Source organism: Brevibacterium antiquum (assembly GCF_016107655.1).
GTDB lineage: Bacteria > Actinomycetota > Actinomycetes > Actinomycetales > Brevibacteriaceae > Brevibacterium > Brevibacterium antiquum.
Map to the genome: position 1 here is coordinate 198,447 of NZ_JABASX010000002.1, position 14,471 is coordinate 212,917.

Below are 14,471 nucleotides of genomic sequence, written 5' to 3' on the forward strand. Positions count from 1 at the left end.
TCACCCCTTGACGTACAACCAAATGGTTGTATCATTGATGCCATGGAGGCACTTCTGGACGATCAGGTGGATGCGATGTTCCAGGCATTGGCCGATCGGACGCGTCGGGACATCGTGCGGCGAGTCATGGAAGAGGAGCTTTCAGTGTCCGAGCTCGCCGATTCCTATGAGATGAGTTTCGCGGGGGTGCAGAAGCACGTTGCGGTGCTTGAGCGCGCGGGACTCGTGTCGAAGCGACGAGTCGGCAGGGCACAGATCGCTCGAGTCGAGATGAGCGCGATCCGCACCGTGGCGTCGCTGCTGAACGAGCTCGAGGACATGTGGCGTGCGAGAGTCGCGCGCATCGATGACCTGCTTGCCGACGACGAGGCCGCCGGTCGATGAAGTGACCCGATCCCGTCAAATGGGCGGGAGATGAGACATTCGAGGAGAAGCCATGCCAGTTCTGGACACCACTCATGATGAAGAGACGCTGACCCTGACGATGGTCGCTGAATTCGCGGCGCCGCCGGAGCGAGTCTGGGAGGTCTACGCCGACCCACGCCAGTTGGAGAGAGTCTGGGGGCCACCCACCTATCCGGCCACGGTCGTCGACCACTCGCTGACTCCTGGCGGCAGGGTCACCTACTACATGACCAGCCCTGAGGGCGAGAAGTTCTGCGGTCTCTGGGAGGTCTCCGCAGTCGAAGCCCCGAAACGATTGGCCTTCCGCGACTATTTCGCGGATGAGGAGTTCACCGTTGACTCATCGATGCCAGGAAGCAGCAGCGTCTACACCTTCGAAGCGATCGACGGTGGGACTCGCGTCACCTACGAATCCACTTTCGATTCCCTTGAGGGCCTCAAGACCGTACTCGATATGGGCATGGTCGAAGGTGCCACAAGCGCGATGGCCCAAATCGACGAGCTGCTCGCTCAGGACTGAGGCTGGCCTGCCTCGAGATACCGGCCCTGCATGAGGCGTTCCTGCCTCGAGATCCTGAAATGGTTGGTATGTTCTCCTCGATCCCGAGCTCCGGGTCGAGAAGAACTGACCAACCGTTGGGCTATCGGTAAAGTGAATGGAGCAAGTCGCAAAGCTGCATCTCACCCCTCGACCTGCGCCTGCATCGACTTGGCCGGGGCATCGGGCCTGACCGGGATGATGAGGAGCAGGCCGATGAAGAGCACGAGCAGGATCCCCAATGTGCCGGCTCGTTGGAAGCCGAAGATCGAAATCGAGACCGCGAACATGGCCGGGCCCAGGAAGCTCACTGCGCGACCGGTCGTGGCGTAGAGCCCGAAGTTCTCTCCGGCCCGTTCGGGCGGGGTGATCCTGGCCAGGAAGGACCTGCTCGACGCCTGCACAGGTCCGACGCAGAAGCTGAGCACGAGCGCGCAGACCCAGAACACGGCTGCGGTATCGCTGAAGAGGATCGGCATGCCGCCGAGGAGGATGATGATGAGTCCGGTGATGATGACGGGCTTCGGGCCGAGCCTGTCATCGAAATGACCGGCGATCATGGCACCGGTGCCGGCTGCGACGTTTGCAGCTACGCCCAGGATGATGATCTCCGAGGCTGAGAATCCGTAGCTGCCCGCCGCGAGGACACCTGCGAACGCGAAGATCGCGGCCAGCCCGTCGCGGAACACCGCCGAGGCGATGAAGAAGCGCAGAGTCTGGTGCTCCTCCTTCCACATTCGCACCAGGCGGCGGACCAGCGCGCCGTAGTCGGCGATGAACGCCCGGATCGGGTGTCCCGACGATGGGTTCGCGACCTTGGCGCTCGGCGCAGTGAACAGCACCGGCAGCGCGAAGAGTGCGAACCAGACTGCGGACAGGGCGGCGACGACGCGGAATCTCATTCCGCCCTCGTCGCCGGCTCCGAAGAGCCCCACCTCGGGCGAGATGACGAGGAGGAGAAGGAGGACGAGGAGCACGAGACCACCGACGTAGCCCATGCCCCAGCCGAAGCCGGAGACCTTCCCGACATTGTCAGGCTCGGTGATGCGGACCATGATGCCGTTGTAGGAGACCTCGGCGAATTCGAAGAACACACTGCCCATGGCGATGAGGAGGAGGCCCAGCCACAGATACTCGGGGGAGTCGCGGACGAAGAAGAGCCCGAACATCGTGAGGATGACGATTCCGGTGTGGACTCCCAGCCACAGCTTGTGCCGCCCGCCGGAGTCGGCCCGAGTCCCAGCGGCCGGTGCCACCAGGGCGATGACGAGTCCGGCCGCGGCCGTCGACCAGCCCAGAGCCGAAGACCCGGCCTCCTCGGTCGCTGCCACACTCTTCGTCAGATAGGGGGCGAAGACAAACGTGATGATGACCGCGTTGAAGGAGGCCGACCCCCAGTCCCAGAGCGCCCAGCTGAGAATTCTGAATCGGCGACTCCCACGGGTGCTCGCTTGTGTCTCCATGGTTGCACTGTACGCAATCGTTGTCAGTGCCGCTGTCGGTGACCGGGGCCAACTGTTGAACTGTGGATATGGGGACTTTCCGGGCAGTTTTCTGGGAATAGCTTGATAGCGAGGGTGAGGTGCGGCAGAGTGGATTGACGTTCACGTCCACTCAATGCGAAAGGCCTCATGGATACCTCCGACGAGAAGGAGAGCGTTGGGGCGGACGAAGCGTCCGCCTCGGCGCCGACAAGCGATCGTGACCACCCGCACATGCTGGTCGAGGGGCCGAATCCGATCAGACTGCACCTGCCCCGGAATGTATCGATCTCCGAGGATGATGACGATGACGCGATCACCGCCAAGCTGCGAGCTCAAGGCGTGCGCATCGGCAAGGGGATGGTCGCCCCGGCCGTGTTCTGGCCCGCCCTGATCACCATTCTGGTCATCGCGGTGTTGGCGATCATCCTGCCCGATGGCACCAGCAAGATCCTCACGAGCATCAACGACTGGATCGTCGCCGACCTCGGTTGGTACTACATGCTCGTCATCGGCGGCCTCGTCATCTTCTCCATCGTGCTCGGATTCTCGAAGTTCGGAAAGATCACGCTCGGTCGTGACGGGGAGAAGCCCGAATTCGGAGTCTTCTCCTGGTTCGCGATGCTCTTCGCCGCTGGCATGGGAATCGGACTGGTCTTCTACGGCGTCGGCGAGCCGCTGTCCTACGCCACCTCTGATCCCAAGCCGGGCTGGTCGGGCAGTGAGGCGGATGTGTCCAAGCTGGCGATGGCGCAGACGTTCATCCACTGGGGGCTGCACCCTTGGGCGATCTACGCCGTGATCGGTTTGGCGCTGGCCTACGCGATCCACCGTCGCGGACGGCCGGTCTCGATCCGATGGGCGCTGGAACCGCTGCTCGGGCACCGCGTCAAGGGATGGATGGGCGATGTCATCGATGTCCTTGCCATCTTCGGCACCGTGTTCGGCATTGCGACCTCTCTCGGTCTGGGTGTCAATCAGATCTCGTCCGGTCTCAAGGAGATCGGCGTCGTCAGTGATTACGGCGACTGGTTCCTCGTCATCCTCATCGTCATCATCACATTCCTGGCCACCTTGTCTGTGGTCTCGGGAGTCGGTGCGGGAATCAAATGGCTCTCGAACATCAACCTGTCGATGGCGGGTCTGCTCCTCATCGCAGTGCTGCTGCTCGGCCCCACCCTGTTCCTGTTCCAGAACCTCATCGAATCTCTCGGCGTCTACCTCGCGAACTTCTTCAACATGACCTTCGACGTCGGTGCCTACACCGGTGAAGAGGGCGCCACGTGGAGTTCGACGTGGACGATCTTCTACTGGGGCTGGTGGATCTCCTGGGCGCCGTTCGTCGGTGTGTTCATCGCCCGCATTTCGCGTGGCCGGACCGTGCGCGAGTTCATTGCCGGTGTGCTCCTTGTGCCGACCGTCGTCGGGTTCATCTGGTTCGCGGCACTCGGCGGCTCAGGAATCTACCAGGAGCTCTTCGGGTCCGGCGGACTCGTCGATCCCGAGGAAGGAGTCGTCGCAGAGAAGGTGCTCTTCGACGTGCTCGGCTCTCTTCCCATGGGCAGCATCCTCTCTGTGGTGGCCATCATCTTGGTGGCGATCTTCTTCATCACCTCGTCGGACTCCGGATCGCTGGTCGTCGACATGCTGGCCTCCGGCGGACATCCGAACCCACCGGTATGGTCCCGCATCCTGTGGGCCGGACTCGAGGGCGCGCTGGCGATCGGGCTGCTCCTGGCGGGCGGGCTGGGCGCACTGCAGGCGGCCTCTCTGGCTACGGCTCTGCCCTTCAGCATCATTCTGATACTGATCGCGGTATCCACGGTGCGGGCATTCCAGCTCGAAGCCGCTCGAACCCGAGAGATCGAGACCGGACAGCGCTACCATGAGGTCGGTGAACACATCGCCGATGACTTCGACGAGTACCTCGGTGATAAGGTCGATGCCCGCATCGACTACCGCTTGTCGCGGACCAAGGGTGTCCTGGGCAGGAGGCCCAAGGAGGACCGGAAGCCCAAGGGCGTTCACTAGGCAGCCGGCCACAGACGGCACTGCCGAAACGACAGAGGCGACTTGGGGTGAAACCCGGGTCGCCTCTGTCGGTGGACAGGCCATCGACGAGAATTTGGTGTGCACGGCGGGGAGTGCTTCTGTCGCCAGCCGGAGACCGAGTAGTCTGGGGGCAACCGAAAGCGCATCGAATCCACCGATTAAGGAGCCCCTATGCCCATTGCAAGCCCCGAAGTGTATTCCGAGATGATCAACCGGGCGAAGTCGGAGGGCTTCGCCTATCCCGCGATCAACTGCACCTCCTCCCAGACGATCAACGCGGCCATCCGTGGTTTCGCTGAGGCCGGATCCGACGGCATCGTCCAGATCTCGACCGGCGGTGCCGAGTACATCTCCGGCCCGACGATCAAGGATCGCGTCCGCGGTGCCATCGCGTTCTCCGTCTTCGCCGCCGAGGTGGCCAAGAGCTACGACGTCAACATCGCACTGCACACCGACCACGCCCCGAAGAAGGAGGTCGAAGAATGGGTCAAGCCGCTGCTGGCTCTGTCGACCGAACGCGTGAAGAACGGCGGCGAGCCCTACTTCCAGTCGCACATGTGGGACGGTTCGGCCGTCCCCCTCGATGAGAACCTGGTCCTCGCCGAGGAGCTGCTCGAGCTCTCGGCGGCAGCTCACTCGATCCTCGAGATCGAGGTCGGCGTCGTCGGCGGCGAAGAGGACGGCGTTGAGAACGAGATCAACGAGAAGCTCTACACCTCGGTCGCCGATGGTCTGGCCACGGTCAAGGCCCTGGGCTCCGGCGAGAAAGGTCGCTACCTCACGGCGCTGACCTTCGGAAACGTCCACGGCGTCTACAAGCCGGGCAATGTGAAGCTGCGTCCCGAGCTGCTCGGTGAGATCCAGACCGACGTCGGCGCGCAGGTCGGCAAGGACAAGCCCTTCGACCTCGTCTTCCACGGCGGCTCGGGTTCGAGCGCAGAGGAGATCGCCGAGGCGGTGCGCCACGGAGTCGTGAAGATGAACATCGACACGGACACTCAGTACGCTTTCACCCGCCCCGTCGTCGAGCACATGTTCCGCAACTACGACGGAGTGCTCAAGATCGACGGTGAGGTCGGAAACAAGAAGATCTACGACCCGCGCGCCTACGGCAAGGCAGCAGAGGCCAGCATGGCCGATCGCATCGTCGAAGCCTGCCAGAACCTCGGCTCCGCCGGCACCAGCCTGAAGTAAGCGGCACCAGCCTGAAGTAGGCGGTACACGCCGAAGCTCCTGAGCAGCACGGCAGCTTGTGGAGACACAGCAGCACGGCGGCGTGTGGAGAACACACAGCAACAGCGGTAAGACGCGAGGTCCGGGACGCCATTGTCCCGGACCTCGCGAGCATTCATCGCTGTGTATCCAATTGTGGTGCCGGTGTCGGTGCCGATACCGGTGTCGATGCCGACCTGCGATCGGCACCGACGGCGTGTGATCAGCCCTCCGAGACTGCTTCTCCCGCCTTCACCTTGGCCATGCGCTTGTCCCAGAAATCAGCGTTCCTGATGTTGAGCGCTTTGGGATCGAAGACCGGATCCAGGCCCTGCTTCTTCTGACGCTCGAAGTCCCGGAGGAGCTTGAACGCCGGACCCTGCAGGAAGAGGATTGCGATGATGTTGAGCCATGCCATGAGTCCCACGCCGATATCGCCGAGCGCCCAGGCACTGCCGGAGGCCGACATCGCGCCGACGGCGACGGCGATGAGGATGAGCACCTGCAGGACGCGCTTGCCGATGGTCAGCGGCAGGGTGTTCTTGAACCGGCCCAACAGGTAGACCAGGTTGGTCTCGGCCATGTAGTAGTAGGCGACGATCGTCGTCAGGGCGAAGAGGAAGATCGAGATCGCGATGAAGCCGGCACCGAGGCCGGAGATCATCGTGTCGAGACCGGCCTGGGGCCACTTCTCGCCCGGAGTCGCAGCGATCGACTCGACCATCTGTCCGCGGCCGGTTCCGATGATGGTCTCACCATCGTCACCGAAGACCGTGTACATGCCGGTGGAGAGGATCATGAATGCGGTTGCGGAACACACGAACAGGGTGTCGATGTAGACCGACCCCGCCTGGACGAGGCCCTGCTTCGACGGATGTGAGACCTCGGCGGCGGCAGCAGCGTGAGGTCCGGTGCCCTGACCGGCTTCGTTCGAGTAGATTCCGCGCTGGACGCCCCACTGGACTGCCATGCCGATGATTCCGCCGAAGGCGGCCTCTGGTCCGGCGTCGATGCCGAAGGCGGACTTGAACACGAGCTCGAAGACCGGGATGATCTGGTCGGCGTTGATCAGGGTCACGGCGATCGCGGCGATGATGTAGATGACGGCCATGAAGGGCACAGCCAACGAGGCGAAGTGCGCGATGCGCTTGACTCCGCCGATGACGATGAAGCCCATGATCACGGCGAGAATGATCGCAGTCACCCAGGTCGGAGTGCCCCAGGCGTTCTCGACGGCACCGGAGATCGCGTTGGACTGGATGCCCGGGAGCATGAAGCTCATGGCCATGACGGTCACTGCTGCGAAGATCATGCCGTAGACCTTGAACAGGCCTCTGGCCTTGGTGTGGCGGTAGGCCTTTTCGATGTAGTAGGCCGGGCCGCCGCGGTATTCGCCGGTCTTGGGGTCCTGCTCTTTGAACACCTGGCCGAGAGTGGATTCGACATAGGAGGTCGACGCGCCCAGCAGTGCGGAGATCCACATCCACACGATGGCACCGGGCCCGCCGAAGCCGATGGCGGTGGCGACGCCCGCGATGTTGCCGACTCCGACACGACCGGCCAGCGATATCGCCAGGGCCTGGAACGAGGAGACACCTTCATCGGAGCTCTTGCCACGGAACATCTGGGTGAAGATCGCTTTGATCTGTCGGATCTGGACGGCGCGGGAACGGATCGTGAAGTAGACACCGGCACCGAGGCACAGGTAGACGAGGGCAGACGACCAGATGATGCTGTTGAGCCATTCGAGGACTGCGGACATGCTTCTCCTATCAGGAGGCAAAAGACGGGTTTGATCAATGGGCGGGATCCAGCAGTGAGCTGGATCAAGCATTTATTTGGGCGATCACCGAAAGGGGCATGGGCTTTCGCTGTGATCGACTTCATAAGTCAAACGGATTGTGACCCGTGACGCAAATCCGGTGGTCACGGCCCGGAAAATCAGCCCGGACGCCGATTTCCGTGAGGCCGCCGGCACATTTCAATGTGGTGACAGAGTGGGCCGAATCATACTGTGCAGTTCACTATTTGGGACGCGAACCGTAAGATGTGGTGCGGATCTCTCCGAGCAAAGACGACACGGAGAGCACTTTGGATGACAAGGAACACAATGAAACGTCGAACTGGTGCAAAGGCAGTGGCCATCGCCGCTGCCGGCGCTTTGCTACTCTCGGCATGCTCGACCTCGACCACTGGTGGAGACGGCGAAGAGGGCGGTGGTTCCCTCACAGTGGGCACCACGGACAAGGTTGTCGCTCTCGACCCGGCTGGTGCCTATGACAACGGAAGCTCGCTCGTCGAACAGCAGGTCTACCCGTTCATCTTGGCTTACAAGCCGGGCACGGCAGAGCTCAATCCCTCCATCGCTGAATCAGCGGATTTCAGTGAGCCGACGAAATACGAGGTCAAACTCAAAGAGGGGCTGAAGTACGCCAACGGAAACGAACTCACCTCCTCGGATGTGAAGTTCTCCTTCGAGCGACAGCTGAAGATTCAGGATCCGAACGGGCCTTCGTCCCTCCTCGGCGGTCTGAAGTCGGTCGAGACCCCGGACGAGCAGACCGTCGTCTTCAACCTCAAGCGCAAGAACGACCAGACCTGGCCGGGTGTGCTGGCCAGCGCCGCGGGACCGATCGTCGATGAGGACGTGTTCGAGCCGGACAAGATCACCGAAGACCAGGCCATCGTCGATGGCAAGGCCTTCGCTGGTCCCTACACGATCGACGGCTTCAAGTTCAATGAGCTGCTGACCTACAAGGCCAACCCCGACTATGAAGGCTTCATCGAGCCGGCGAAGACCGAGACCGTGCAGATGAAGTACTTCTCTGACGCGAACAACATGAAGCTCGAGGTCCAGGAGGGCAAGATCGACGTGGCCTGGCGATCGCTGTCGGCCACCGACATCGAAGACCTCGGCACCAAGGAGGACCTCAAGGTCCACAAGGGCCCCGGTGGCGAGATCCGCTACATCGTGTTCAACATGGACACGATGCCCTTCGGTGCGAAGACCGATGAGGCCGATGAGAAGAAGTCGCTGGCAGTGCGCCAGGCAATGGCCGATTCCGTCGACCGTCAGGCCATCGCCTCGCAGGTCTACAAGGACACCTTCACCCCGCTGTACTCCCATGTCCCCGACGGACTGCCGGGAGCCGACGAGCCGCTGAAGTCGGAATACGGAGATGGGAAGGGAGGCGCCGACGTCGACAAGGCCAAGAAGGCCCTCAAGGATGCAGGCGTCAAGACCCCGGTCAAGCTCAACCTCCAGTACAACCCCGACCACTACGGTCCCTCATCGGGCGACGAATACGCCTTGGTCAAGGACCAGCTGGACAAGACAGGGCTGTTCAAGGTCAACCTCCAGTCGACCGAATGGGTGCAGTACAACAAGGACCGCACCGCCGACTCCTACCCGATGTACCAGCTGGGTTGGTTCCCGGACTACTCGGACGCCGACAACTATCTCGTGCCGTTCTTCTACGACACGAAGGAGACCCCGAGCTTCCTGGACAACAACTACAGGAACAAGTCGATGAACAAGGCGCTGAACGCTCAGTCCTCCATCGACGACAAGGGCAAGCGCGCGGAAGCGCTGAAGAAGATCCAGGGTCAGCTCGCTGAAGAGCTGCCGACCCTGCCGCTCCTTCAGGGCAACCAGATCGCGGTGTCCGGCAAGGACGTCAAGGGCGTCGATGACACCCTCGACCCTGCGTTCCAGTTCCGTTTGGCACTGCTGAGCAAGTGAGAGCGCGAACCACACTCGTCGCCAACGGCGTGAGAGTGCGCACGGCGATGCTCCGACGATCAACGAACTGATCGTCGATACGAGGTGCAGGTGAGCCGTCTGGCCCACCTGCACCTCGTGGTGCATTCGCACGGGCATCAAGCCGTGTCCGCACCCTGTGGCACCGAACGAGAACCACGTCGGCCTGCGAGATCTTGAAGCGTCGACGCCAGCAACGAAGGAACACATGACTGCAGCCATCAGCGAACCAGGGGCAGAAGCCGCCGAGACCTCGGTCGCGGTGAAGAAGCCCTCGGGAGGCGGACTGGGACGCTACGTCCTCATCCGATTCCTCCTCATCATTCCCACCATCTTCATCCTCACCACACTCGTCTTCTTCCTGATGAGGATCACCGGCGACCCGATCTCCGCATCAATGGGCGGGCGCCTGACGACGGACCAGCTGGCCGAGCGCATCCACGCCGCCGGCTATGACCGACCGATCCTCGTCCAGTACTTCGAGTACATGGGCAATCTGCTCAAGGGCGACTTCGGCACCGCGATCTCCGACGGACAGCCGGTGTCGTCGATCCTCCTCAACTACGGAACCGCGACCGTCGAGCTCGTCTTCTACGCCCTCATCGTCGCGTTCATCATCGGCATCCCGCTCGGGATGCTCGCCGCCTACCACCGCGACAAGGCACCCGATGCCGCGCTTCGCATCCTTGCGATCCTCGGCTACGCCACCCCGGTGTTCTTCGCCGGCATGATCCTCAAGCTGGTCTTCGGCGTCTTCCTGCCCATCCTGCCCGTCGCCGGACGCGGCACCACCGAGACCGAGTACATCATGTCGGGCGTGGTCGGTCCCACCCGGTTCTACATCATCGATGCGATCCGGATCGGAAACGTCGAGGTCCTCGGCGATGTGCTCGCTCACGCGGTTCTGCCTGCCATCGCCCTCGGCGTGCTCACGGCCGGAGTCTTCCTCCGGCTCGTGCGCACGAACCTCATCGGCACGCTGGGTCAGCAGTACATCGACTCGGGCCGCTCCCGCGGCATCTCCGAATTCCGGCTGGTCACCAAGCATGCCTACCGTCCGGCACTGATCCCGATCATCACGGTCATGGGCATGCAGATCGCCCTGATGCTCGCTGGCGCCGTGCTCACGGAGACGACGTTCGAATGGAAGGGACTGGGCTTCAAGCTCGCCGAATACCTCACCGCCCGTGACTTCGTGGCCGTCCAGGGAATCGTGGTCTTCCTCGCTATCATCGTGGCGCTGACCAACTTCCTCGTCGACGTCATCGCCGCCTTCATCGACCCCCGAGTGAGGTACTGATGTCCACTCCAGACAGCACATCACCGACTCCTGGCAGCAATGACAACGTCGCCGAGGTGGCCCCTGGTTCCGGTGTCCCCGCCATCGCGTATGACGACAAGGCCAAGAAATCCTGGTTCAACCGCCTGCCGATCGTCTCCCATTTGAGGCAGTCGGTCGGACTGCAGCGAGGAATGCTCATCACGGGACTCATCCTGTGCGGCATCGTCCTCATCTGTGCAGTATTCGCCCCGCTCATCGCCCCCTACGGGTTCAATCAGCTGGGCACCGCCGACGGCAACTTCGGATCGAAGCTGCCACCCGGCGGAACCCACATCTGGGGCACGACAGTAGGTGGCTACGACGTGTTCTCCCGGGTGGTCTGGGGAGCCCAGACCGCGGTGGCCGTCATCATCGTCGCCGTGATCATGTCGCTCTTCGCCGGTGTCATCCTGGGACTCGTCTCGGGCTACCTCGGTGGCTGGCTTGACCGAATCCTCGTCGTCATCGCCGATGCGGTCTACGCCTTCCCGACCCTGCTGCTGGCTCTGGTCATGTCGATTGCGATCTCCGGGGGCCAGTCGAGCGCGTGGGGCGGCATCGCCGCGGCCGCGTTCTCGATCACCGTGGTCTTCATTCCGCAGTACTTCCGCGTCGTCCGTGCCGAGACTCTGCGACTCAAAGCAGAGCCCTTCGTGGAGTCCGCGATCGTCCTCGGGGCTTCGAAGACCAGGATCATCTCGAAGCACATCTTCCGCAATGCCACACGCACCCTGCCGCTGATCTTCACCCTCAACTCCTCCGAGGCGATTCTGACCTTGGCCGGACTGGGGTTCCTGGGCTTCGGAATCGAACCCACCTCGGCGTCGGAATGGGGCTATGACCTCAACAAGGCACTGCCCGACGTCACCAGCGGTGTGTGGTGGACTTCGGTCTATCCGGGTCTGGCCATCGTGCTCACGGTCCTGGGCATCACCCTGGTCGGTGAGTCGATGAACGACCTCAACGATCCGCGTCTGCGGGTGCGCCGCAAAGCGAAGACGAAGGATGCCAAGTGATGAGTGAGAACGTGAACGAAACGAACACAGCCAAATCCATCCTCGACGTCGAGAGCCTCAATGTCACCTTCTCCACCGACGGTGGTGATGTGCACGCCGTCAAGGACGTCTCTCTGTCGGTGACCCCGGGCGAAGTGCTCGCGATCGTGGGCGAATCCGGTTCCGGCAAGACCGTGACCGCACGCTCCATCCTCGGGCTCCTGCCCGAGACCGCCCAGCGTTCGGGTGCAGTCATCGTCTCAGGCAAGGACGTGCTCAGCGTCTCCGGGGAACAGCTGCGCAAGATGCGCGGAACAGATGTGTCGATGGTCTTCCAGGAGCCCTCGACGGCACTCAACCCCGTCTACACGGTGGGATGGCAGATCGCCGAAGGGCTGCGTGCGCATAACCGAAAGGCGAGCAAGGCCGAACTCAAGGCCAAGGTCATCGCCGCCATGGAACAGGTGGGCATCCCCGATGCGCAGAACCGCTTCGACTACTACCCGCACCAATTCTCCGGTGGACAGAAGCAGCGCATCGTCATCGCCATGGCGCTCGCCCTCGGTGCCGAGCTCATCGTCGCTGACGAGCCGACGACTGCCCTCGACGTCACCGTCCAGGCAGAGATCCTCGACCTGCTGCGTGCCCTGCGCGATGAGACGGGAACAGCGATCGTGCTCATCACCCACAACATGGGCGTTGTCGCCGATCTCGCCGACCGCGTTGCCGTGATGTATCGCGGAGACCTCGTCGAGGTCTCGTCGGTCAAGCAGCTCTTCAGCAATCCGAAGGAGCAGTACACGCGCGACCTCCTCGGCGCCGTTCCCCGCTTGGGGTCAACGGTCGTCGGCAGCCGTAAGGCCGCTGCCGCCTCGGCGAAGCAGGATCGTGCTGACGAATCCGCCGGCGCTGATGCGGAGGCCGGCAGGTCTCGCGATGAACGCGATTCCATCGTCGTTGCGCGCAATCTCGACATCGTCTATCCGGGAGGATTCGGACGGTCGGACTTCCAGGCGGTGTCCTCGGTCAGCTTCGACATCAAGGCCGGTGAGGTCTACGGATTGGTCGGCGAATCGGGATCGGGCAAGACCACGATCGGTCGCGCCATTGCCGGCCTGACGAGGGCCAGCGGGGGCAGCCTCCAGGTGCTCGGGCACGAGATGGTCGGATTCAAGGAACGTGCTTTCTCTCCGATCAGGCGCCGCATCGGGTTCGTGTTCCAGGATCCGGCGGCCTCGTTCAACCCGCACCTGACGATCGGGGAGTGTGTGGCGGAGCCGTTCGCCATCCACCAGCGGGACATATCACCGAGGGACCGTGAGCAGCGAGTGCGCGAACTGCTCGACTCGGTGCAGCTGCCCAGTGCCTACGGTGCCAGGTACCCGCACGAACTCTCTGGCGGTCAGCGCCAGAGAGCGTCCCTTGCCCGTGGTCTGGCACTCGATCCGGAGCTGCTCGTCGCCGATGAGCCGACCTCTGCCCTGGACGTGTCGGTGCAGGCCAAGGTGCTTGAACTGTTCGTGGAGCTGCAGAGCAGGTTCAACTTCGCGGCCTTGTTCATCAGCCACGATCTGGCTGTCGTCGACATGCTCTCCGACCGCATCGGAGTGCTGTTCCACGGTGAGCTGCTGGAAGAGGGCACGGGGGAGCAGGTGCTCGGGTCGCCGAGCAATGACTACACGAAGCGGCTCATCGCTTCACTGCCGGTTCCCGACCCTGACGAGCAGGCCGAGCGCCGCGAACTGGCCCGCAGCCTGCGCACCACGTCCGGCTGAGTCAGAGCACACTCCACCCGCTACAACTACCTGACGGCGGCCCAGCAACCTCGCGCGAGGTTGCTGGGCCGCCGTCAGGTAGTTGGGAGGGCGTGTTTGCTGGGTGCTCAGGCCTGGTCGTCGGAGATGAAGTCGAGCATGCCTGCCTGGTTGACGGGCAGAGCAAGCAGGCGGTCGAGCTCGGTCTTCGAGGGGTCGATGCCGAGGATACGCAGCGAGTATTGCGTGAAGTCGCGTTCGATGTCGTCGGGCGTCAGGTCGCCGGTCGGGCGGTACCAGAGCGAGAGCGAATTGCAGATCGAGTGGATCGCACGTGTCGCAAGCTGGGCGCTGTCGACGTGGAATGCTCCGGCGTCGATGCCTGATTGGACGATGTTGCCCATGATGACTCGCGCCTCCTGTTGGAGCTCTTTGACGCGGGCGGCGTTGTCACCGGTCAGTCGCTCCGTGTCGCGCAACAGCACTGTGGACACCGATACATTTTCCATGCGGTACCGGGCCAGGTAGCGCACGGCCACGGTCAGCTGCTCGGTGGGATCATCTCCCACCTCGGAGATGACGGCTCGGCTGTGCTCGCTGTACCAGGAGTATGCCGTGTGCACGAGCTCGTAGAGAGCTTCCTGCTTGGACGGGAAGTAATAGTAGAGTGCGGACAGGCTCAGTCCGGCAGCCTGCGCGATATCGCGGATGGACGCGCCATCGAATCCCTTCGCCGCGAACGTGTCCCGAGCCGAGCGGAGGATGTTGTTGCGGCCGTTGGTTGATCTCACGGTGCTTATGCTCCTTGACGGTCGGATATCGAACAATCTTTCACTTGCCAACCGAGGATACATGACGTTGGGCTGACATTGGCCGTTTCCGGCCAGAATTCGCGGATCTCGCGCCGCCGAGGTGTGCGCTGGCTGCGTCCGGCAAGTGCCGGGCCCACCCCA

General features: G+C 62.7%; 11 protein-coding genes. 8 read left to right on the top strand and 3 right to left on the bottom strand.

The genetic code is table 11. The features are described from left to right. The first annotated feature begins 42 nt into the window (after nucleotides 1-42). Together JFC13_RS04190 and JFC13_RS04195 are read left to right on the top strand one after the other, a co-directional pair. Nucleotides 43-384, top strand: coding sequence for an ArsR/SmtB family transcription factor (locus JFC13_RS04190; protein WP_198395855.1), 342 nt, complete (start codon nucleotides 43-45; stop codon nucleotides 382-384). 52 nt (nucleotides 385-436) lie between these two features. Next, entirely contained in the window at nucleotides 437-925 is a 489-nt protein-coding gene (locus JFC13_RS04195; protein ID WP_198395856.1) for an SRPBCC family protein, read from the top strand. Nucleotides 926-1,086: 161 nt separating this feature from the next. On the opposite strand, the gene JFC13_RS04200 is transcribed toward JFC13_RS04195, so the two are convergent. Then, nucleotides 1,087-2,406 (bottom strand): MFS transporter, encoded by a 1,320-nt coding sequence (locus JFC13_RS04200; protein ID WP_198395857.1) that lies wholly within the window; start codon nucleotides 2,404-2,406, stop codon nucleotides 1,087-1,089. A 252-nt stretch (nucleotides 2,407-2,658) separates the two neighbouring features. On the opposite strand from JFC13_RS04200, the gene JFC13_RS04205 reads away from it, so the two are divergent. Then, nucleotides 2,659-4,455: a BCCT family transporter gene (locus tag JFC13_RS04205; protein WP_198396081.1), complete on the top strand. Its 1,797-nt coding sequence runs from the start codon at nucleotides 2,659-2,661 to the stop codon at nucleotides 4,453-4,455. Nucleotides 4,456-4,647: 192 nt separating this feature from the next. Beyond that, nucleotides 4,648-5,670, top strand: a complete 1,023-nt coding sequence (gene fbaA / locus JFC13_RS04210; protein ID WP_198395858.1) for a class II fructose-bisphosphate aldolase — start codon at nucleotides 4,648-4,650, stop codon at nucleotides 5,668-5,670. A gap of 241 nt (nucleotides 5,671-5,911) precedes the next feature. On the opposite strand, the gene JFC13_RS04215 is transcribed toward fbaA, so the two are convergent. After that, nucleotides 5,912-7,450 (bottom strand): alanine/glycine:cation symporter family protein, encoded by a 1,539-nt coding sequence (locus JFC13_RS04215; protein ID WP_198395859.1) that lies wholly within the window; start codon nucleotides 7,448-7,450, stop codon nucleotides 5,912-5,914. 348 nt (nucleotides 7,451-7,798) lie between these two features. Between JFC13_RS04215 and JFC13_RS04220 the strand changes: the two genes are divergently transcribed. The 4 genes from JFC13_RS04220 to JFC13_RS04235 all read left to right on the top strand — a co-directional run bounded on the left by JFC13_RS04220 (nucleotide 7,799) and on the right by JFC13_RS04235 (nucleotide 13,539). Next, entirely contained in the window at nucleotides 7,799-9,430 is a 1,632-nt protein-coding gene (locus tag JFC13_RS04220; RefSeq protein WP_198395860.1) for an ABC transporter substrate-binding protein, read from the top strand. A gap of 226 nt (nucleotides 9,431-9,656) precedes the next feature. Beyond that, nucleotides 9,657-10,748 carry an ABC transporter permease gene (locus JFC13_RS04225; RefSeq protein ID WP_096178050.1) on the top strand — a complete coding sequence of 364 codons (1,092 nt, stop codon included), beginning with the start codon at nucleotides 9,657-9,659 and terminating at the stop codon, nucleotides 10,746-10,748. After that, on the top strand, nucleotides 10,748-11,785 hold the full coding sequence (locus JFC13_RS04230; protein WP_232488180.1) for an ABC transporter permease: 1,038 nt from the start codon (nucleotides 10,748-10,750) through the stop codon (nucleotides 11,783-11,785). Before JFC13_RS04225 ends, JFC13_RS04230 begins: the two co-directional genes overlap by 1 nt. After that, nucleotides 11,785-13,539: a dipeptide ABC transporter ATP-binding protein gene (locus JFC13_RS04235; RefSeq protein ID WP_198395861.1), complete on the top strand. Its 1,755-nt coding sequence runs from the start codon at nucleotides 11,785-11,787 to the stop codon at nucleotides 13,537-13,539. Before JFC13_RS04230 ends, JFC13_RS04235 begins: the two co-directional genes overlap by 1 nt. Nucleotides 13,540-13,646: 107 nt before the next feature. Here JFC13_RS04235 and JFC13_RS04240 read toward each other — a convergent pair whose 3' ends face one another. Then, nucleotides 13,647-14,309, bottom strand: a complete 663-nt coding sequence (locus JFC13_RS04240) for a TetR/AcrR family transcriptional regulator (protein WP_198395862.1) — start codon at nucleotides 14,307-14,309, stop codon at nucleotides 13,647-13,649. Nucleotides 14,310-14,471 lie beyond the last annotated feature (162 nt).

Coding starts and splice junctions, on each gene's coding strand:
- JFC13_RS04220 (WP_198395860.1), top strand. CDS start 7,799: ATGAAACGTCGAACTGGTGCAAAGGCAGTGGCCATCGCCGCTGCCGGC.
- JFC13_RS04195 (WP_198395856.1), top strand. CDS start 437: ATGCCAGTTCTGGACACCACTCATGATGAAGAGACGCTGACCCTGACG.
- JFC13_RS04235 (WP_198395861.1), top strand. CDS start 11,785: ATGAGTGAGAACGTGAACGAAACGAACACAGCCAAATCCATCCTCGAC.
- JFC13_RS04200 (WP_198395857.1), bottom strand. CDS start 2,406: ATGGAGACACAAGCGAGCACCCGTGGGAGTCGCCGATTCAGAATTCTC.
- JFC13_RS04230 (WP_232488180.1), top strand. CDS start 10,748: ATGTCCACTCCAGACAGCACATCACCGACTCCTGGCAGCAATGACAAC.
- JFC13_RS04205 (WP_198396081.1), top strand. CDS start 2,659: ATGCTGGTCGAGGGGCCGAATCCGATCAGACTGCACCTGCCCCGGAAT.
- fbaA (WP_198395858.1), top strand. CDS start 4,648: ATGCCCATTGCAAGCCCCGAAGTGTATTCCGAGATGATCAACCGGGCG.
- JFC13_RS04190 (WP_198395855.1), top strand. CDS start 43: ATGGAGGCACTTCTGGACGATCAGGTGGATGCGATGTTCCAGGCATTG.
- JFC13_RS04215 (WP_198395859.1), bottom strand. CDS start 7,450: ATGTCCGCAGTCCTCGAATGGCTCAACAGCATCATCTGGTCGTCTGCC.
- JFC13_RS04225 (WP_096178050.1), top strand. CDS start 9,657: ATGACTGCAGCCATCAGCGAACCAGGGGCAGAAGCCGCCGAGACCTCG.